We start from the raw sequence: 16939 nt of genomic DNA on the forward strand, positions 1-16939 counted from the left end.
TTAATGTTTAATGATGTACATTTTTCCATCATGATAGCCACCGGTGTCATTTTTTTGCTTATGATAGCGATTTTAAATTCTATGCTCTATAAACCTTTGATTAAATTTATGGATTCTAGAGATTTAACCATAAAAAATGATGAAGAAAAAATGAAAAAAAATTCCGACGATGTTTCAAATGTGGAAAGTGAGTTGGAAAAAATTCATATCCAAACAAGAGATGAAATCAATCAAATCAAAGCAAAAGCCATAGAAGAAGCTAAATTAAAACAAGAAAAAGAATTATCAACAAGAAAAAGAGAATTAGAAGATCAAATGCTTGTTTTTCTTAAAAGTCTAAAAGAAAAAGAAAAAGAGTTAAAAGAAGAAATGCGTTTAAAAATGCCAGAATTTAAACAAAGCTTTAAAAATAGCTTGAGTAAAATTTAAGGAAGATAAATGTTGAAAAAAATTACATTATTATCAATACTTCCTTTTTATGCTTTTGCAGCAGGTAATGGAAGTGGTGAGTATGATATTATTCCAAGAGCGGTGAATTTTGTTTTATTTGCTGCTATTTTGTATTATTTCATAGCAACACCTTTGAAAAATTTCTATAATGGTAGAATTGCAAAGATTGCATCTAGAATGAATGAAATTCAAGAAAAACTTATTGCAAGTAAAAATCATAAATTAGAAATGATGAAAAAATTAGATTTAGCCAAACAAGAAGCTGTTAATGCAATTGCTCTTGCAAAAAAAGAGGCAGAAATTATTACTGAAAAAATCGAGAATGAAACAAAAATGGAAATTAAAGCTCTAGAAAAAACTTACGAAGAGCACAAAGAATATGAAATAAGAAAAATGGAAAAAGAAGTTGTGCAAGAAGTTTTAGAAGAAATTTTTGAAGATCAAAATTTACAGCTACAACAAAAAGAAATTTTAAATATCATGATGAAAAAGGTGTCTTGATGGAAAAAGTAATTGCTAAAACATATGCAAAGGCAATATTAGAAAGAAATGATTTTGAAGATTTTTATTCTAATTTGTTAGAGTTAAGCTCAGCTTTTGCATCTAATAAATTTATAGATATTTTAAATTCATACGAAATAAAGCAAGACAAAAAATTAGAGTTAATACTTTCATTATTGAATAATCCAAGTGATGCTTTTAAAAATTTTATAAATTTGATTGTGGATAATAAAAGAGAAATGTTAATTCCAGAAATCGCTAAAGAATTAAGTGAACAAAAAGCATCAAAAGAAAATACATTTTTAGGACAGGTTTACTCAAAAGAAAAATTAAGCGAAGAAGAAATTAAAAATTTAGAGGAAAAACTTAGTCTTAAATTTAATGCAAAAATTAGATTAGATAGTAAAATAAGTGATAATGACAGTGTGAAAATTAGCTTAGACGGACTTGGGTATGAAATTTCATTTTCAATGCAAAGCTTAAAAGCTAAGATGAATGATTATATATTAAAAGCAATTTAAGGAGATTTGATGAAATTTAAAGCAGATGAAATTAGTTCTATTATAAAAGAAAGAATTGAAAAATTTGACTTTAATCTTGAAATAGAAGAAACCGGTAAAATTATTTCAGTTGCCGATGGTGTTGCTAAGGTATATGGCCTTAAAAATGCTATGGCTGGAGAGATGGTTGAATTTGAAAATGGCGAAAAAGGAATGGTTCTTAACCTTGAAGAATCAAGTGTTGGTATTGTTATCTTAGGTAAAGGACTTGGACTTAAAGAAGGAAGTTCTGTAAAAAGATTAAAAAAACTTTTAAAAGTTCCAGTTGGAGATGCATTAATAGGACGTGTTGTAAATGCTTTAGGAGAGCCAATTGATGCTAAAGGCGTAATTGAAGCGAGCGAATATCGTTTTGTAGAAGAAAAAGCAAAAGGTATTATGGCTAGAAAAAGCGTTCATGAGCCATTGCACACAGGTATTAAGGCGATTGATGCTTTAGTTCCAATTGGTAGAGGACAAAGGGAATTAATCATCGGTGATAGACAAACAGGTAAAACAACTGTGGCAATTGATACAATTATTAGTCAAAAAGGTAAAGATGTTATTTGTATTTATGTTGCAATTGGCCAAAAACAAAGTACTGTAGCTCAAGTAGTTAAAAAGCTTGAAGAATATGGCGCAATGGATTATACTATAGTGGTGAATGCGGGTGCATCAGATCCTGCTGCGTTACAGTATCTTGCGCCATATGCTGGGGTAACTATGGGTGAATATTTTAGAGATAATTCAAGACATGCATTGATCGTTTATGATGATTTAAGTAAACATGCTGTTGCATACCGTGAAATGTCTTTGATTTTACGTCGTCCTCCAGGTCGTGAGGCTTATCCTGGTGATGTGTTCTATCTACATTCAAGATTGCTTGAAAGAGCAAGTAAGTTAAGTGATGAGCTTGGCGCGGGAAGCTTGACTGCACTTCCTATTATTGAAACTCAAGCAGGTGATGTTTCAGCTTATATTCCAACCAATGTTATTTCAATTACAGATGGTCAAATTTTCTTAGAAACAGATTTATTTAATTCAGGTATTCGTCCTGCGATTAATGTTGGTTTATCTGTATCTCGTGTTGGTGGTGCTGCGCAAATTAAAGCAACAAAACAAGTTTCAGGTACATTAAGACTTGATTTAGCTCAGTATAGAGAATTGCAAGCTTTTGCGCAATTTGCAAGTGATTTGGATGAAGCTAGTAGAAAACAACTTGAGCGTGGACAAAGAATGGTTGAAGTTTTAAAGCAACCTCCATATTCTCCACTTTCACCAGAAAATCAAGTTGTGATTATTTTTGCAGGCACTAAAGGTTATTTAGATGATGTTGCAGTTTCGAAAATTGGAGAATTTGAAGCAGCTTTATATCCATTTATTGAGGCTAAGTATCCAGAAATTTTTGAGCAAATTAGAACTAAAAAAGCTTTAGATAAAGATTTAGAAGAAAAACTAGCTAAAGCATTGAGTGAGTTTAAAGCAAACCATATATAAGGTTTTTAAATGTCTAATTTAAAAGAAATTAAAAGAAAAATAAAAAGTGTTCACAATACACAAAAGACAACCAATGCGATGAAGCTTGTCTCTACTGCTAAACTAAGAAAAGCAGAAGAGGCAGCTAAAAAATCAAAGGTTTTTGCTCAAAAAATCGATGAAGTTTTATCAGAAATTGCGTTCAAGATCAATCAATACGATGGGCTTGATGACAAACTTCCGTTTTTTAGAAAAAAAGATAATATAGAAAAAATGGATATTATTTTTGTCACAGCCGATAAGGGTTTATGTGGTGGATTTAATATTAAAACCATTAAAGCCGTAAATGAAATGCTTGAAGATTGCAAAACAAAAAAAATCAAAGTAAGATTAAGAGCTATTGGTAAAACAGGTATAGAATATTTTAATTTTCAAAATATAGAAATTTTGGAAAAATATTTAGATACAAGTTCAAGTCCAGATTATGATAAGGCTTGTGCTATTATCCAAAAAGCTGTTGATGATTTTGTAAATGGCGTGACAGATAAAATTGTAATCATTCACAATGGTTATAAAAATATGATTTCTCAAGAAATTCGTATTAATGAGTTGTTGCCAGTAGAAGCTATTGTTGGTAAAGAAGAACAAAAGTCTGAATCTTTAATGGACTTAGAACCAGAAGATGAAGAAATTTTAAACGATTTGTTAAAAACTTATTTTGAATATAACATGTATTTTTCTTTAGTTGATTCTTTGGCAGCTGAACATAGTGCTAGAATGCAAGCCATGGATAATGCAACCAATAATGCAAAAGCTAGAGTTAAGCAGCTTAATCTAGCTTATAATAAAGCAAGACAAGAATCTATTACCACCGAGTTGATAGAAATCATCAGCGGTGTTGAGTCAATGAAATAAATTTAGGAGTGATGATGCAAGGTTTTATTTCTCAAGTTTTAGGACCAGTGGTTGATGTTGAATTTAAAGACTATCTTCCACAAATTAATGAAGCTATTATTGTTAATTATGAATTAGAAGGAAAAGAATGCAAGCTAGTTCTTGAAGTAGCTGCGCATTTAGGCGATAATAAAGTAAGAACCATCGCTATGGATATGACGGATGGTCTTGTTAGAGGTTTAACAGCTGTCGCAACTGGAAATCCAATTAGCGTTCCAGTAGGCGAAAAAGTTCTTGGAAGAATTTTTAATGTAACGGGTGATTTGATTGATGAGGGTGAAGAAATCAATTTTGATAAACACTGGTCAATTCATAGAGATCCGCCTCCATTTGAAGAGCAAAGTACAAAAAGTGAAATCTTTGAAACAGGTATAAAGGTTGTTGATTTGCTAGCTCCTTATGCTAAGGGTGGTAAAGTTGGTCTTTTTGGTGGTGCAGGTGTTGGTAAAACCGTTATTATTATGGAATTAATTCACAACGTTGCATTTAAACACAGCGGATATTCGGTTTTTGCAGGTGTTGGCGAAAGAACTCGTGAGGGTAATGACCTTTATAATGAAATGAAAGAAAGTAACGTATTGGATAAAGTTGCATTGTGCTATGGTCAAATGAATGAACCACCAGGAGCAAGAAATCGTATTGCGTTAACAGGTCTTACTATGGCTGAGTATTTTAGAGATGAAATGGGACTTGATGTTTTAATGTTTATTGATAATATTTTTAGATTTTCTCAATCAGGTTCAGAAATGTCAGCGCTTTTAGGAAGAATTCCTTCAGCTGTTGGTTATCAACCAACCCTAGCTAGCGAAATGGGTAAGTTCCAAGAAAGAATTACTTCAACCAAAAAAGGATCTATTACTTCAGTTCAAGCAGTTTATGTACCAGCAGATGACTTAACAGACCCTGCGCCAGCAACAGTTTTTGCACACTTGGATGCAACAACAGTTTTAAATAGATCAATTGCTGAAAAAGGTATTTATCCAGCTGTTGATCCACTTGATTCTACTTCAAGAATGCTTGATCCACAAATTATTGGTGAAGAGCACTATAAAGTAGCACGTGGAGTACAATCAGTATTACAAAAATATAAAGATTTGCAAGATATTATTGCTATTTTGGGTATGGATGAGTTAAGCGAAGAAGATAAATTGATTGTTGAAAGAGCAAGAAAAATTGAAAAATTCCTATCTCAACCATTCTTCGTTGCTGAAGTTTTCACAGGTAGCCCTGGAAAATATATCAGCTTAGAAGATACAATTGCAGGATTTAAAGGTATTTTAGAAGGTAAATATGATGATTTACCAGAAAATGCTTTTTATATGGTTGGTAATATAGATGAAGCTATAGCAAAAGCTGAAACGCTTAAAGAAGTTAGCAGAAAAGACGTTTGTTTAGATAATTGTAAAGTGGATAAGGCTAAAAAAGGTTAATTTATGCAAGATTTAATATCTTTAGAAATCATTACACCCCTTGGTATGATTTATCAAGGGGATGCAAGATTGGTAGTTCTTCCTGGAAGCGAGGGTGAATTTGGTGTTTTAAAAGGACATGCATCTTTAATCTCTTCTTTAAAAGCAGGAATTATAGATATAGAAAAATCAGATTCAACTCATGAATTAGTTGCTATTGATTCAGGTCATGCAAAAGTTTCTGAAACTAAAGTGAGTATTTTAGCAAAAGGCGCTGTATGGGTTGGAGGAAATAGTGATAGTGAAATAGCAAAAAGATTAGAAGAAGCAAAAGATTTAATTAAATCTATGAGCAGTGATAGTATTGCACTTGCTTCTACTTTTGCTAAAATGGATAATAATGTAAGGCAAAAATAGTGGATTTTCAAGCAATTTTTCATTTTTTTGAAAATACAAGCTTAATCACTTATATAGTATTAGTTTGGCTTTCGGTGTATTTTATACTTAGTTTTAGTATATTATTTTCAAGGTTGATGCTTATTAATAAATGGACTCAAAATGAAAGCCAGGCTTTAGAAGCTTTAATGAGAGGCGAAAAAGATTTAAGTCAAAGTGCATCAATTTTAAAAAAATGTGTTGAAGTTGATGAAACAAAGATGAATATTTATAAAAATTCTGTAGAAAAAAAAGCCACAATAGGATTAACTTGGCTTAGCATTATCGCTTCAACCTCTCCTTTTATAGGTCTTTTTGGTACGGTTATTTCTATACTTGAAACTTTTGGTGGCTTAGAGATGCAAAATTCTTTAAGCATTATAGCTCCTAAAATCAGTGAAGCTTTGGTAGCTACAGGTTGTGGAATTTTAGTAGCGATTCCTGCATACAGTTTTCATTTGATTATTAAACGTAAAGCCTATGAATTGATTAATATCTTAGATAGCGAGATCAAAGTATTGGTAAGCTCTACAAAGGTATAGTTAATGTTTTTAGAAGAAAAACCTGAACTCAATATTACACCTTTGGTAGATATTATGCTTGTGTTGCTTGCTATTTTAATGGTAACAGCACCAAGCATCACATATGAAGAAAAAGTTCAACTTCCTCAAGGTTCGCAAAAAACTTCAAGTGCGCCAAATATTAAAAGTTTGATTATAACAATTAATGCAAAAAAAGAAATTTTTATAGGAAAAGATAAATTTGATTTTATAAGTTTTGCGGATAATATGAATGCTTTAAAAGTTCAGTATAATACTCAAGAGACAGTTTTTATCAGAGCAGATAAGAATCTAAAATATGATGATGTAATGAGTGTTTTAAGAACAATGAAACATTTAGGTTTCCAAAAAGTTGCTTTGCAAACTGAGTAAAAAATGGAAGAAAATTCTACACATAATCTTAAAGCTTTTATTTATGCAACTTTAGTTTATTTTTTTGTTGTTTTTTTGGTATTTTTTAAGTTGGTTGAGTATAAACCAAAAGCCATTGAATATACTGATGATCCTAATAGTTTTGTCAATATAGAACTTGGAGATAGCATAAATCAAAATCAAGTAAATATGATACAAGAATTACAAAAAGAAAATCTACAAAGTTTATTTGAAGAAAATCTTCTACAAAAATACACTACCAATAAAAGCGTTAACACCCAAAATATAGAACAACAAGCAAGTGTTTTTAATGAGTTGTTTGGTAAAATAGAAGACTATCAAGAAGAAAAAACGACTAAAGTGCAATCTTCTATGCCTTCAAAAAAACCTACTTTTGCCCAAAGAGAAAAAATCAATGATTTTTCTAAGCAACTCAATGAAAATTTAAAAATAAATCAAGAATTAGGTCAATCTGTCATGGAGCAAAAAGTAGGGGTTTATGATCAATTCTTAGGCGCTGTTAGAAAATATCTTGAAGATAGATGGAGAATTTATAATCCTAGTGGTAATTTAAGTATAGAAGTAGAATTTGTAATTGATAATAATGGTTATTTTTACCTGTTAAACACTACTAGTGCACATAGTGATAATTTTGATAAAAAAGCAAAAGAATTTTTACAAAATTTAGAAGGAAAATACATAACTTTACCTCCAAATGGTAAAATAAGGAAAATTAAAATGCAACTTAGTGATATAATTGAGTTTAAAACGGAGAAACAATGAAAAAAATACTAGTATTTTTATTTTTTTGTTCAGTATTATTTGGACAAGATGCAACAATATCTGTTGTTAATAAAGGTATGCAATTGCCAAAAATTTATATTAAAGATCAGTCTAAATTGAATGATTTAGATCTTAAAAAAAGTTTTTATAACATGCTTGTTAATGATATAAAAGTAAGTTCAAATTTTGAGATAACTCAAGATGAAAAACAAGGTGATTATATTTTTTCTTATATATTAAATAAAAACGGTAAACTTTTAGATATTGATGTTGAAATTTTAGCTGCAAATGAAACTAAAACACGATTTTACGAACAAATTCTTTCCATCGAAGAGTATCCATTTTTAGCACATAGAAGTGTTGCCCAAATGAATAAAAAGTTAGGTTTTGCTCCGGTTGATTGGATGGATCATAAAATTTTAATAGCTAGAACACAAGGTAGTAAGCAAAGTGATATTTTATTAGCAGATTATACTTTAACTTACCAAAAAGTATTGATTTCAAAAGGTTTAAATTTGTTTCCTAAATGGGCAAATAAAGAACAAAATGCATTTTATTTTACTGCCTATGAAGATGAGATTCCAACTCTTTATAAATATAATATGAAAAATAAAAATATAACAAAAATTATTGCTAGCAAAGGTATGATGGTTGCTTCTGATGTGAGTGATGATGGTAAAAAAATTTTACTTACCATGGCTCCAAAAGACCAACCTGATGTATACTTGTATGATGTAGATTCAAAAAATCTGACACAAATTACAAACTATATGGGTATTGATGTAAATGGCAATTTTGTTGATGGTGATAAAAAAATTGTATTTGTGTCTGATCGCTTAGGCTATCCAAATATTTTTATGCAAAATTTAGATTCAAATTTAACAGAACAAGTTGTTTTTCATGGTAAAAATAATTCTTCGGTTTCTACTTATAAACACTACATGGTTTATTCTAGCAGAGAAGTAAATCAAAGCGGAGTTTTTAATCTTTACTTGATGTCAACTCAAAGTGATTACATAAGACAACTCACCGCAAATGGTAAAAATCTTTTTCCAAGATTTTCAAGTGATGGAGAAAGTGTTGTGTTTATTAAGTACTTAGGCTCTCAAAGTGCTTTAGGTGTTATTCGAATTAATGCAAATAAAGCTTTTCATTATGGCTTAAAAGTGGGTAAAATTCAATCAATTGATTGGTAAAATACTAAAATCATATTTTTTTTGTTATAATTAAATTATGATTTTTAAATAAACAAAAGGGGAAATCAATGAAAAAAATCATTTTTGCTTCAATTACTGCATTTGCTGTTATTGTAAGTGGTTGTGCTACTAAAAACACTAGCGTTAGTAGTTCAAGTAGTGTAGATGGCTCAAAAGGTAGCGGTGGATCTGATAGATTTGAAAATCTTGAATCTTTAAATTCTGTAGCAAATGTATATTTTGATTTTGATAAATTTAATGTTAGATCAGATATGCAAAAGGTTATTGCAAATAATGCTGAAATCTTTAATAAAGAAGCTGCTAATGCTGCAATAGTAGTTGAAGGAAACTGCGATGAGTGGGGAACTGATGAGTATAATCAAGCTTTAGGTTTAAAAAGAGCTAAAGCAGTAAAAGAATCTTTAGTAGCTCAAGGTGTTAGCGCGGATAGAATTAGCGTTAAAAGCTATGGAGAAACTAATCCTGTATGTACTGAAAGAACAAAAACTTGCGATGCTCAAAATCGCCGTGCAGAATTTAAATTATCAAAATAAGTTTTAAATAAATGAAATTAAAATTATTATCAGTAGCTCTTTTAGGAGCTACTTTTTTACACGCTGAAATTTCAGCTTTTGATGCAGGAAAAGTAGATACAAAAACACCTTATGGTTTAACTCAAAATGAAAAATTACAATATGAAAATCAAGAACGCCTAAGGGCATTGAATGAATATTATACAAATTTAACAAGTAAAATAAATACAGCAGTAGAGAATATAGAAGGATTGCAAAGTGTAACAGAGGGTTTGAATGCTCAATATTCAAAAGCTAACACAAAATTGCTTTCATTAGAAGAAACTTATCAAAATTTTGACGCAAACATAACTCAAGAAATTCAAAATTTAAGAGCTTATGTGGAGGAAAATAGGCAAATTCAAGAAAAAAATCATCAAGAAATTCAAAAAGTTTTAAGTGAAATTACAACTTTGATTAATAAAATCAATGATGATTATATTTCAAAAGAAGATATGAATAAAACCATAACCTTCTTTCAATCTGAAATAGCTAGAGTGCAAAATCAAACAAAAATTACTCCGGTTGTTCCTGTTGTAAGTGATGATAATAAAACCGAAGAAATCATTCAAGATGTAAATGAAACTCAAGATGAAGTGATTGAAGTAAAAGATGATAGTTGGAAAAAATTACAATCTAGTGAAATTTTGAAAAAAGCGATAGAAGAAACTAATAAAAATCAATTTGAAGATGCAAAAGAAAAATTTGAACATCTAATAAGTATTCACTACAAACCTGCTAGATCTACTTTTTGGCTTGGAGAGATAAGATATAAACAGCAAGATTACGCAGGTGCTTTGGGATTTTATAAGAAAAGCTCTGCTATAAGCACTAAAGGCGATTATGTGCCAAAATTGCTTTATCATACAGCTATTAGCTTAGATAAGGTTGGAGATCCAAAAAGTGCTAATAAATTTTATAAAGCTTTAAAAACAGCTTACCCTGATAGTCCTGAAGCAAAAGTTTCACCAGATAGAAAATAACAAAGGAGAGAAAAATGGCTATAGAAAAAAATAGTGTAGTTTCAATGTTTTATGAGTTAAAAGATGCAAATACTAATGAAGTTTTAGAATCAAATATTTATGCTGAACCTATTTCTTTTATTTTGGGTAAAGGTCAAATTTTAGAAGGATTAGAAGAAGAAATTCAAAAGCTTAATGCCCCATGTAATGCTGATATTGTGATAAAAAAAGAAAATGCTTTGGGCGAATATGATGCGAATGCATTACAAACTTTACCAAAAGAGCAGTTTGCGGGGATTGATTTACAAGTTGGTATGGAGCTTTTTGGCGAAGGTGAAGATGGCAATACAGTAAGAGTAATTGTTAGAGAGATTACTGAAAATGAAGTTACTATTGATTACAATCATGCTTATGCGGGAAAAGACTTGTTGTTTTCATTAAATATTGTAGATGTTAGAGCTGCAAGTGAAGATGAAATTTTAACAGGAATTATTGCGGGTAGTAGAAGTTGTGGATGTGGTGGTGGAGGACATCACCATGATCATCATCACGGACATGGCGGTGGTGGATGTTGTGGAGGCCATGGGCATGGTGGCGGTGGCTGCTGCGGTGGTCATTAATGAATAGTGCATTTATTTTCCCAGGTCAAGGCTCTCAGAGTGTTGGCATGGGTTTGAGTTTTTATGATAATTCTAAAAAAGCAAAAGAATTATTAGATAATGCTAGTGATTTTTGTAAAATTGATTTTAAAAATTTGCTTTTTAAGGAAAATGAAAATTTAAATAAAAGCGAATTTACACAAATGGCCATAGTATTAAACTCACTAATGGCTTATGAAGCTTTGAAAGAGCAAGTTGATATAGAAGCTAAGTACAGCCTAGGTCATTCGCTAGGAGAATTCAGTGCTTTAGCAACTCAAGGTGCATTTGACTTTTTAGATGTAATAGCGCTTGTTAATAAACGCGGTCAATTCATGCAAGAAGATTGTTCTAAAATCGAAGCTGGCATGATGGTGGTTTTAGGGCTTGAAGATAAAGTGGTAGAAGAACTTTGTCAAAAGGCATTAAGCGAGAAAAAAAGCATTTTTGCTGCTAATTATAATTGTGATGGGCAAATTGTAGTAGCAGGTTTAAAGCCTGATTTGGCCTCGTATGAGAGTGAGTTTAAAAATGCAGGAGCTAGAAGAGCTATGCTTTTAAATATGAGCGTTGCAAGCCATTGTCCATTATTAAAAAATGCATCTTTGAAACTTACAAAAGAATTAGAACCTATTTTAAAAGAGAGTTTTAAAAGCGTAGTGTCAAATGTTAATGCAAAAGTGTACAATGATAAAAATCAAGCTCTAACGCTTTTAAGCGAGCAACTCATCAAGCCTGTTCTTTATAAACAAAGCATTAAGGCAATAGATAAAGAAGTAGATTTTTATATAGAATTTGGTGCGAGCGTGTTAAAGGGCTTAAATAAAAAAATCACTCAAAAAGAAACTTATGCCTTAAGTAAAATAGAAGATATTGATGAAATTTTAAAGGTAATTAAATGAAAATAGCTATTTTAGGAGCTATGCCTGAAGAGGTCACTCCTTTACTAGAAACATTAAAAGAATATCAAACAATAGAATATGCAAATAATACTTATTATCTTGCAAAATATAAAAATCATGAATTAATAATCGCTTATTCTAAGATAGGGAAAGTTAATTCCACTCTTAGTGCGGCTATTATGATAGAAAAATTTAAAGCCGAGCTTTTACTCTTTACAGGTGTAGCTGGTGCTTTTAATCCTAGTTTAGAAATAGGGGATTTAATCTATGCTACAAAGTTAGCTCAATATGATTTAGATATTACAGCTTTTGGTCATCCACTTGGTTATGTTCCAGGCAATGAAATTTTTATAAAAACAGATGATAAACTAAATAGTCTTGCTATAGAGGTTGCTAAAGAACTTGGTGTTAAATTACAATCAGGTATTATCGCTACAGGCGATGAGTTTATTTGTGATGAGAATAAAAAAGCAAAAATTAGAGAGATTTTCAATGCAGATGCTTGTGAAATGGAAGGAGCCAGTGTAGCTTTGGTGTGTGATGCTTTAAAAATTCCATGTTTGATTTTAAGATCAATGAGTGATAAAGCAGGTGAAAAGGCTGAATTTGACTTTGATGAGTTTGTAGAAAAATCTGCTAAAATTTCGGCTAATTTTGTCTTAAAAATTTGTGAGAAATTATGATAAATCTTAGTAAAAGACTAATCAGAGAAGTAGCTAAAGCAAACGCCAAGTTTTCCTTAATAGGAGATAATGACAAAGTTTTATTAGGACTTAGTGGCGGGAAAGACTCTCTAGCTTTGGCACATCTTTTAAAGCGTATGCAAGCACACGCACCTTTTAAATTTGAACTTAAAGCAGTAACTTTAAGCTATGGCATGGGTGAAGATTATACCAAACTTCACAATCACTGCAAAGAACATGGTATTGACCATGAAGTGATTGATTCTAATATTTATGAAATTTCAGGCGATACGATTAGAAAAAATTCAAGCTTTTGTAGCTATTTTTCAAGAATGAGACGCGGAGCTTTATATACTTATGCTTTGGAAAATGGTTTTAATAAACTAGCTATAGCTCATCATTTAGATGATGCAGTGGAAAGTTTTTTTATGAATTTTATTTATAATGGCTCTCTTAGGAGTCTAGCTCCCAAGTATAAAAGCAAAAGAGGTGTAGAGGTTATTCGTCCTTTGATTTTTGTAAGAGAAAGACAATTAAGAGAAAATGCTATTAATAATGAATTAGAAGTAATTGGTAATGAATTTTGTCCTGGCATGAAATTAAGTGAAAAAAATGTAAAATTTCCTCATGCAAGAGAAGAAGCTAAGCAGCTTTTAGCAAATTTAGAAAAAGAAAATCCAAAATTATTTACAAGTTTAAAAACTGCATTTGAAAATATCCACACGGATAGCTTTTTTATGGTCAAGGATAATGGCTAATCTTTTAGTTGTTGTTGATTATCAAAATGATTTTATCGATGGTAGCTTGGGTTTTGAAGAAGCTACCAAGATAAAAGATAATATTCTTGCTCTTTTAAAAAATCATCAAGGTGATATTGTTTTTACTTTTGATACGCATGATGAAAATTATTTAAAAACTCAAGAAGGAAAAAATTTGCCTACTTATCATTGCATTAGAGATACTTTAGGTTGGCAAATGCCAGGTGATTTTGATGTGTATTTAAAAAATGCAAAAAAAATATTTTATAAGAATGCTTTTGGTAGCTTAGAATTAGCCAATTTTTTAAAACAAAATTATTATGAAAGTATAGAATTTTGTGGTCTTGTTTCACATATTTGTGTATTTAGTAATATTATTTTAGCTCAAAGCGCTAGCATCACCTCAAAAATTATATTACATAAAAACGCAACAGCGAGTTTTAGTAAGTCTTTGGAAAATAGTGCATATGAAATTTTGCAAGCTTATGGCATAGAACTTTTATAAAATGCAAGGGTATATTTTACACACTCAGAGTGTAAAAGATGAGGATTTAATCGTTTATCTTTTAAGTACTAAAAAAGTTATTAAAAGTTATAGATTTTATGGCATGCGTCATTCTAATATACTAAGTGGGTATAAGATTGATTTTGAGCTTGAAGAAAGTTCGAGATTTTTACCACGTTTAAAAGATGTTTTACATATTGGTTTTTCTTGGATTTTAGATAGAGAGAGAATGTTTTTTTGGCAGGAATTTATTAGACTTTTTTATTGGCATTTAAAAGATGTTGAGGAAATTGATAGTTTTTATTTTGAGCTTTTAGAAGATTGTGCTAAGCGTTTTGAAAAGCAAGATTGCAAACGTGTTATAGTGGATGCTTATTTAAAAATTTTAGATTTTGAAGGGCGTTTGCATAAAAGTTTTGTATGTTTTTATTGTGATGAGTATATTCAAAAAAATGTTGTACTAGTAAGAGCTTTTTTGCCCGCTCATAAAAAATGTGCTTTTGGTTATGAGTTTAATGCTAAAGATCTTGTAAAATTATATAGGAGTTTTAATTCATCGCATTTTAGCGATGAATATATTGATAATTTATATAAAATTATCAAAGAGGGTTTTTAAGGGTAATATCATACATCATAATGACTTCTTGTCTTAATCTTGCAATGATATTTGCACTATCTTTGTGTATATTTTTTGTGATAGTATCTTGGCTATTTTTAATATTTTCAAGCAAATTTTCAAGTTCTTTTTGAGAATTTTGTAAACAAGTTTTTATACATTTTGGTTGGGTTTGTTGTAAAACTTGCTCGAAATTTAAACTTTGATTGTTAAGCTTTGAAGCATGTGCTGCTAAATTATTCGCACTTGTTCTAATGCCACCTAATGCTTTGTAAATCCCTTTTGAATTGATATGAGCTGCCATGAACCTTCCTTGTTTTATGGTATCTCTTCATTCATATTGCTTGATAATTTACAAGCAAAAATCATTCCTTATTGAAAAATTCTTGAATATATTTTCGCATAATTTCTGCATCATTAATGCGATTAACACAATCTCTAAAATTAGAAGCATCATCATAGCCCTTAGAATACTCATGTAAGTGTTTTCTAAAGATGCTTATGCCTTGTTCTTTATAATACTTTAACATTTCTTCAAAATGTGCAAAAATGATTTTATTTTTCATAGCTTTTTCGATTTTTTTACCAGTTTTTATCTCATAAAATATCCAAGGTTTTCCTACACTTGCACGTCCTATCATCAAAGCATCACAATTTGTTATTTTAAACACTTCTTTGGCATTATCTTCACCAATATCACCATTTGCAACTAAAGGAATTTTGATATTTTCTTTGGCTAAAGCTATGGCTTCATAATCAGCATTTCCACTATACATTTGTTTTCTAGTGCGACCATGCATACTGATAAAATCTACTCCAGCATTTTCACACGCTTTAGCGATGGCGATGGGATCTTTTTTATCAAATCCTAATCTTACTTTGACACTAGTTAGTTTTTTGTTGCTTGCTTTTTTGATAAGTTCTAAAATTCTTTGTAATTTATCAAGATCTTGTAAAAGAGCACTACCTGCGCATTGTTTTATAACCTTATTTACAGGACAACCACAATTAAAATCAATCCCATCTATAAAATCAAAACGATTTAAAATTTCTACCGCTTTTTGAATTACACTTTCATCTGAGCCTGCAATTTGAACTATGTAAGGATTTTCAAGTTCAGCTTTTTCTAGCATTTTAAGAGTTTTTGAGCTCTCATATACTAAGGCATTAGAACTTATCATTTCACTAATGGTTACATCAGCCCCAAATTGTTTAACTAAATTTCTCAAAGGCAAGTCAGAAAAACCTGCCATAGGGGCTAAAAATAAAGGCTTTTTATTAAAATCTATCATGGTATTAATTTTTCAAGTTCTATTTTTTTATTATGTTCTCTTAAAAAGAGCAAGAGTCTAAAGTCTTTATGCTCATTTTGATCATTTCCTAATTCATTAAGCAATTCATCATACATACCAAATTCTGCCAAAGTATAAAGATAAGCTCTTAAAGCTTGAGAATAATTATCTTTTAACTTTTTAAATAAAGCAATCAACACTTGAGGTTCTATTTTTTTACAAAGTATTTTAGCACAGCGTAAATATGACTTATCATCCAAAGTATTCATACTAAGTAAAACTTCGATTTCAGCGTGATTTAATTCTAAGTTTTCTTTTTCAAATCTATCCAAAAGCAATAAAATATCATCTTGGTTTTTTTGAACTTTTAGTGTTTTAATCTGACTATAAGGCGCATTTTCTAATACCATTTTATAAGCAAAAATTTCTAGCTCACTAGCTAAGGTATCTTTGTTTTTGATAAAAGAAAAAGCATAATTGCTATCATTTTGAAAGCGATTTTTTTCATTTAAAATGAAAATTTCATTATTTGAATCTAATTTATATTTTTTTAATTCCACAAATTCTTTTTTATCTAAGTGTTCAAAAATATCAATAATTTCATCTATTTTGGGATTTTGAATTTTTTCTTTAAAACAAAGAGCTTGCGTATCTTTTGCAATGTTTTGAAATTCTTGAGTTTTGAATTTAACCCTGCTTATTTTTTTTAAAAAAATATCAATAATAAAATTTTCATAATTTTTACTATCTTTAATTAGATTTTTATATTGTAAATGTTTTAAAAAGCCATAAAAACTCATATGTGCTAAAGCTAGTATCATCAAAAGTAAAGCAGGCAAAACAACCCATAAGCTAATAGGCAAATTTAATTCAAAAGTGGAAATTGTAAAAGTATAATTTCCTAAATTTAGATTATAAACTAAGGCTGCGATGATTAGAAGATAAACTAAACTTGCAAAGAAAAATAATCTAATTTTCATAGCTCTTTCCTTTTTTCTAAATTTTCACGACAATTTATGCAATATTTTGCGTGAGGTTTAACCTTAAGTCTTTCAGGATGAATATCATCTTCACAATATTCACAAATACCATAAGTATTGTTATCTATTTTGCTTAATGAATGTTTAATTTCTTCTAGTTCAGCTTTTAAATTTTCATTGATTTTAAAGTCGATATGAGAGCTATTGTCAATTTGCTGTAAATCAACTTCATCCCTAGGTTCACTATCTTGTAGATTATGGATATTGTCTATATTGCCTTGAAGTTCTTGTAAAATTTCTTTTTGTCTTTGAAGTAATATATTTTTAAATTCTTCAAGATTTAATTCTTGCATAAA

Annotated in this window: 23 protein-coding genes; 19 read left to right on the forward strand and 4 right to left on the reverse strand. The window is 30.0% G+C overall.

Annotated features, from left to right (window positions below; all coding sequences use genetic code 11):
* The first annotated feature begins 3 nt into the window (after window positions 1-3).
* From L8U41_RS00260 to recO, 19 genes are all read left to right on the forward strand, one after another.
* On the forward strand, window positions 4-429 hold the full coding sequence (locus L8U41_RS00260) for a FoF1 ATP synthase subunit B' (protein ID WP_173787084.1): 426 nt from the start codon (window positions 4-6) through the stop codon (window positions 427-429).
* Between the two features lie 9 nt (window positions 430-438).
* Window positions 439-951, forward strand: a complete 513-nt coding sequence (locus L8U41_RS00265) for a F0F1 ATP synthase subunit B (protein ID WP_263727492.1) — start codon at window positions 439-441, stop codon at window positions 949-951.
* Window positions 951-1472 (forward strand): F0F1 ATP synthase subunit delta, encoded by a 522-nt coding sequence (locus L8U41_RS00270; protein ID WP_263727493.1) that lies wholly within the window; start codon window positions 951-953, stop codon window positions 1470-1472. The genes L8U41_RS00265 and L8U41_RS00270 overlap by 1 nt, the downstream gene beginning before the upstream one ends.
* A 9-nt stretch (window positions 1473-1481) precedes the next feature.
* Window positions 1482-2987 carry a F0F1 ATP synthase subunit alpha gene (gene atpA, locus L8U41_RS00275; RefSeq protein ID WP_012660940.1) on the forward strand — a complete coding sequence of 502 codons (1506 nt, stop codon included), beginning with the start codon at window positions 1482-1484 and terminating at the stop codon, window positions 2985-2987.
* A 9-nt stretch (window positions 2988-2996) separates the two neighbouring features.
* Window positions 2997-3881: an ATP synthase F1 subunit gamma gene (gene atpG, locus L8U41_RS00280; RefSeq protein ID WP_263663543.1), complete on the forward strand. Its 885-nt coding sequence runs from the start codon at window positions 2997-2999 to the stop codon at window positions 3879-3881.
* Window positions 3882-3895: 14 nt separating this feature from the next.
* Window positions 3896-5350: a F0F1 ATP synthase subunit beta gene (gene atpD / locus L8U41_RS00285; protein ID WP_039667925.1), complete on the forward strand. Its 1455-nt coding sequence runs from the start codon at window positions 3896-3898 to the stop codon at window positions 5348-5350.
* 3 nt (window positions 5351-5353) lie between these two features.
* On the forward strand, window positions 5354-5746 hold the full coding sequence (gene atpC / locus L8U41_RS00290) for an ATP synthase F1 subunit epsilon (protein WP_263727494.1): 393 nt from the start codon (window positions 5354-5356) through the stop codon (window positions 5744-5746).
* Window positions 5746-6306: a MotA/TolQ/ExbB proton channel family protein gene (locus L8U41_RS00295; protein WP_263727495.1), complete on the forward strand. Its 561-nt coding sequence runs from the start codon at window positions 5746-5748 to the stop codon at window positions 6304-6306. Before atpC ends, L8U41_RS00295 begins: the two co-directional genes overlap by 1 nt.
* 3 nt (window positions 6307-6309) lie before the next feature.
* Complete coding sequence (locus L8U41_RS00300) at window positions 6310-6696, forward strand: ExbD/TolR family protein (RefSeq protein WP_012660945.1); 387 nt, start codon at window positions 6310-6312, stop codon at window positions 6694-6696.
* Between the two features lie 3 nt (window positions 6697-6699).
* Entirely contained in the window at window positions 6700-7479 is a 780-nt protein-coding gene (locus L8U41_RS00305; protein ID WP_263727496.1) for a TonB C-terminal domain-containing protein, read from the forward strand.
* Window positions 7476-8675 carry a Tol-Pal system protein TolB gene (tolB, locus tag L8U41_RS00310; protein WP_173787091.1) on the forward strand — a complete coding sequence of 400 codons (1200 nt, stop codon included), beginning with the start codon at window positions 7476-7478 and terminating at the stop codon, window positions 8673-8675. Before L8U41_RS00305 ends, tolB begins: the two co-directional genes overlap by 4 nt.
* 68 nt (window positions 8676-8743) lie before the next feature.
* Window positions 8744-9229, forward strand: coding sequence for a peptidoglycan-associated lipoprotein Pal (pal, locus tag L8U41_RS00315; RefSeq protein ID WP_263678394.1), 486 nt, complete (start codon window positions 8744-8746; stop codon window positions 9227-9229).
* An 11-nt stretch (window positions 9230-9240) separates the two neighbouring features.
* A complete protein-coding gene (locus L8U41_RS00320) occupies window positions 9241-10230 on the forward strand; it encodes a tetratricopeptide repeat protein (protein ID WP_263702723.1) in 990 nt (329 codons plus the stop codon).
* A gap of 14 nt (window positions 10231-10244) precedes the next feature.
* The gene (locus L8U41_RS00325) at window positions 10245-10829 is read left to right on the forward strand and encodes an FKBP-type peptidyl-prolyl cis-trans isomerase (RefSeq protein WP_257936619.1); all 585 of its coding nucleotides are present in this window, start codon (window positions 10245-10247) and stop codon (window positions 10827-10829) included.
* Window positions 10829-11749: an ACP S-malonyltransferase gene (gene fabD / locus L8U41_RS00330; protein ID WP_263702722.1), complete on the forward strand. Its 921-nt coding sequence runs from the start codon at window positions 10829-10831 to the stop codon at window positions 11747-11749. The genes L8U41_RS00325 and fabD overlap by 1 nt, the downstream gene beginning before the upstream one ends.
* Window positions 11746-12432, forward strand: coding sequence for a 5'-methylthioadenosine/adenosylhomocysteine nucleosidase (locus L8U41_RS00335; protein ID WP_263702721.1), 687 nt, complete (start codon window positions 11746-11748; stop codon window positions 12430-12432). Before fabD ends, L8U41_RS00335 begins: the two co-directional genes overlap by 4 nt.
* Window positions 12429-13190: an ATP-binding protein gene (locus tag L8U41_RS00340; RefSeq protein ID WP_263702720.1), complete on the forward strand. Its 762-nt coding sequence runs from the start codon at window positions 12429-12431 to the stop codon at window positions 13188-13190. Before L8U41_RS00335 ends, L8U41_RS00340 begins: the two co-directional genes overlap by 4 nt.
* Window positions 13183-13695 (forward strand): cysteine hydrolase family protein, encoded by a 513-nt coding sequence (locus L8U41_RS00345; RefSeq protein WP_263702719.1) that lies wholly within the window; start codon window positions 13183-13185, stop codon window positions 13693-13695. The genes L8U41_RS00340 and L8U41_RS00345 overlap by 8 nt, the downstream gene beginning before the upstream one ends.
* Before the next feature lies 1 nt (window position 13696).
* A complete protein-coding gene (gene recO / locus L8U41_RS00350; protein WP_263678402.1) occupies window positions 13697-14311 on the forward strand; it encodes a recombination protein RecO in 615 nt (204 codons plus the stop codon).
* Here the strand turns inward: recO and L8U41_RS00355 are convergent.
* From L8U41_RS00355 to dksA, 4 genes are all read right to left on the reverse strand, one after another.
* Window positions 14295-14615 (reverse strand): hypothetical protein, encoded by a 321-nt coding sequence (locus tag L8U41_RS00355; RefSeq protein ID WP_070256278.1) that lies wholly within the window; start codon window positions 14613-14615, stop codon window positions 14295-14297. The genes recO and L8U41_RS00355 overlap by 17 nt on opposite strands.
* Before the next feature lie 61 nt (window positions 14616-14676).
* Window positions 14677-15603 (reverse strand): tRNA dihydrouridine synthase, encoded by a 927-nt coding sequence (locus L8U41_RS00360; RefSeq protein WP_263727497.1) that lies wholly within the window; start codon window positions 15601-15603, stop codon window positions 14677-14679.
* Entirely contained in the window at window positions 15600-16583 is a 984-nt protein-coding gene (locus L8U41_RS00365) for a hypothetical protein (protein ID WP_263727498.1), read from the reverse strand. Before L8U41_RS00365 ends, L8U41_RS00360 begins: the two co-directional genes overlap by 4 nt.
* Entirely contained in the window at window positions 16580-16936 is a 357-nt protein-coding gene (gene dksA / locus L8U41_RS00370; RefSeq protein WP_012660959.1) for an RNA polymerase-binding protein DksA, read from the reverse strand. The genes L8U41_RS00365 and dksA overlap by 4 nt, the downstream gene beginning before the upstream one ends.
* Window positions 16937-16939 lie beyond the last annotated feature (3 nt).

Source organism: Campylobacter sp. RKI_CA19_01116 (genome assembly GCF_025771405.1).
Taxonomy (GTDB): domain Bacteria; phylum Campylobacterota; class Campylobacteria; order Campylobacterales; family Campylobacteraceae; genus Campylobacter_D.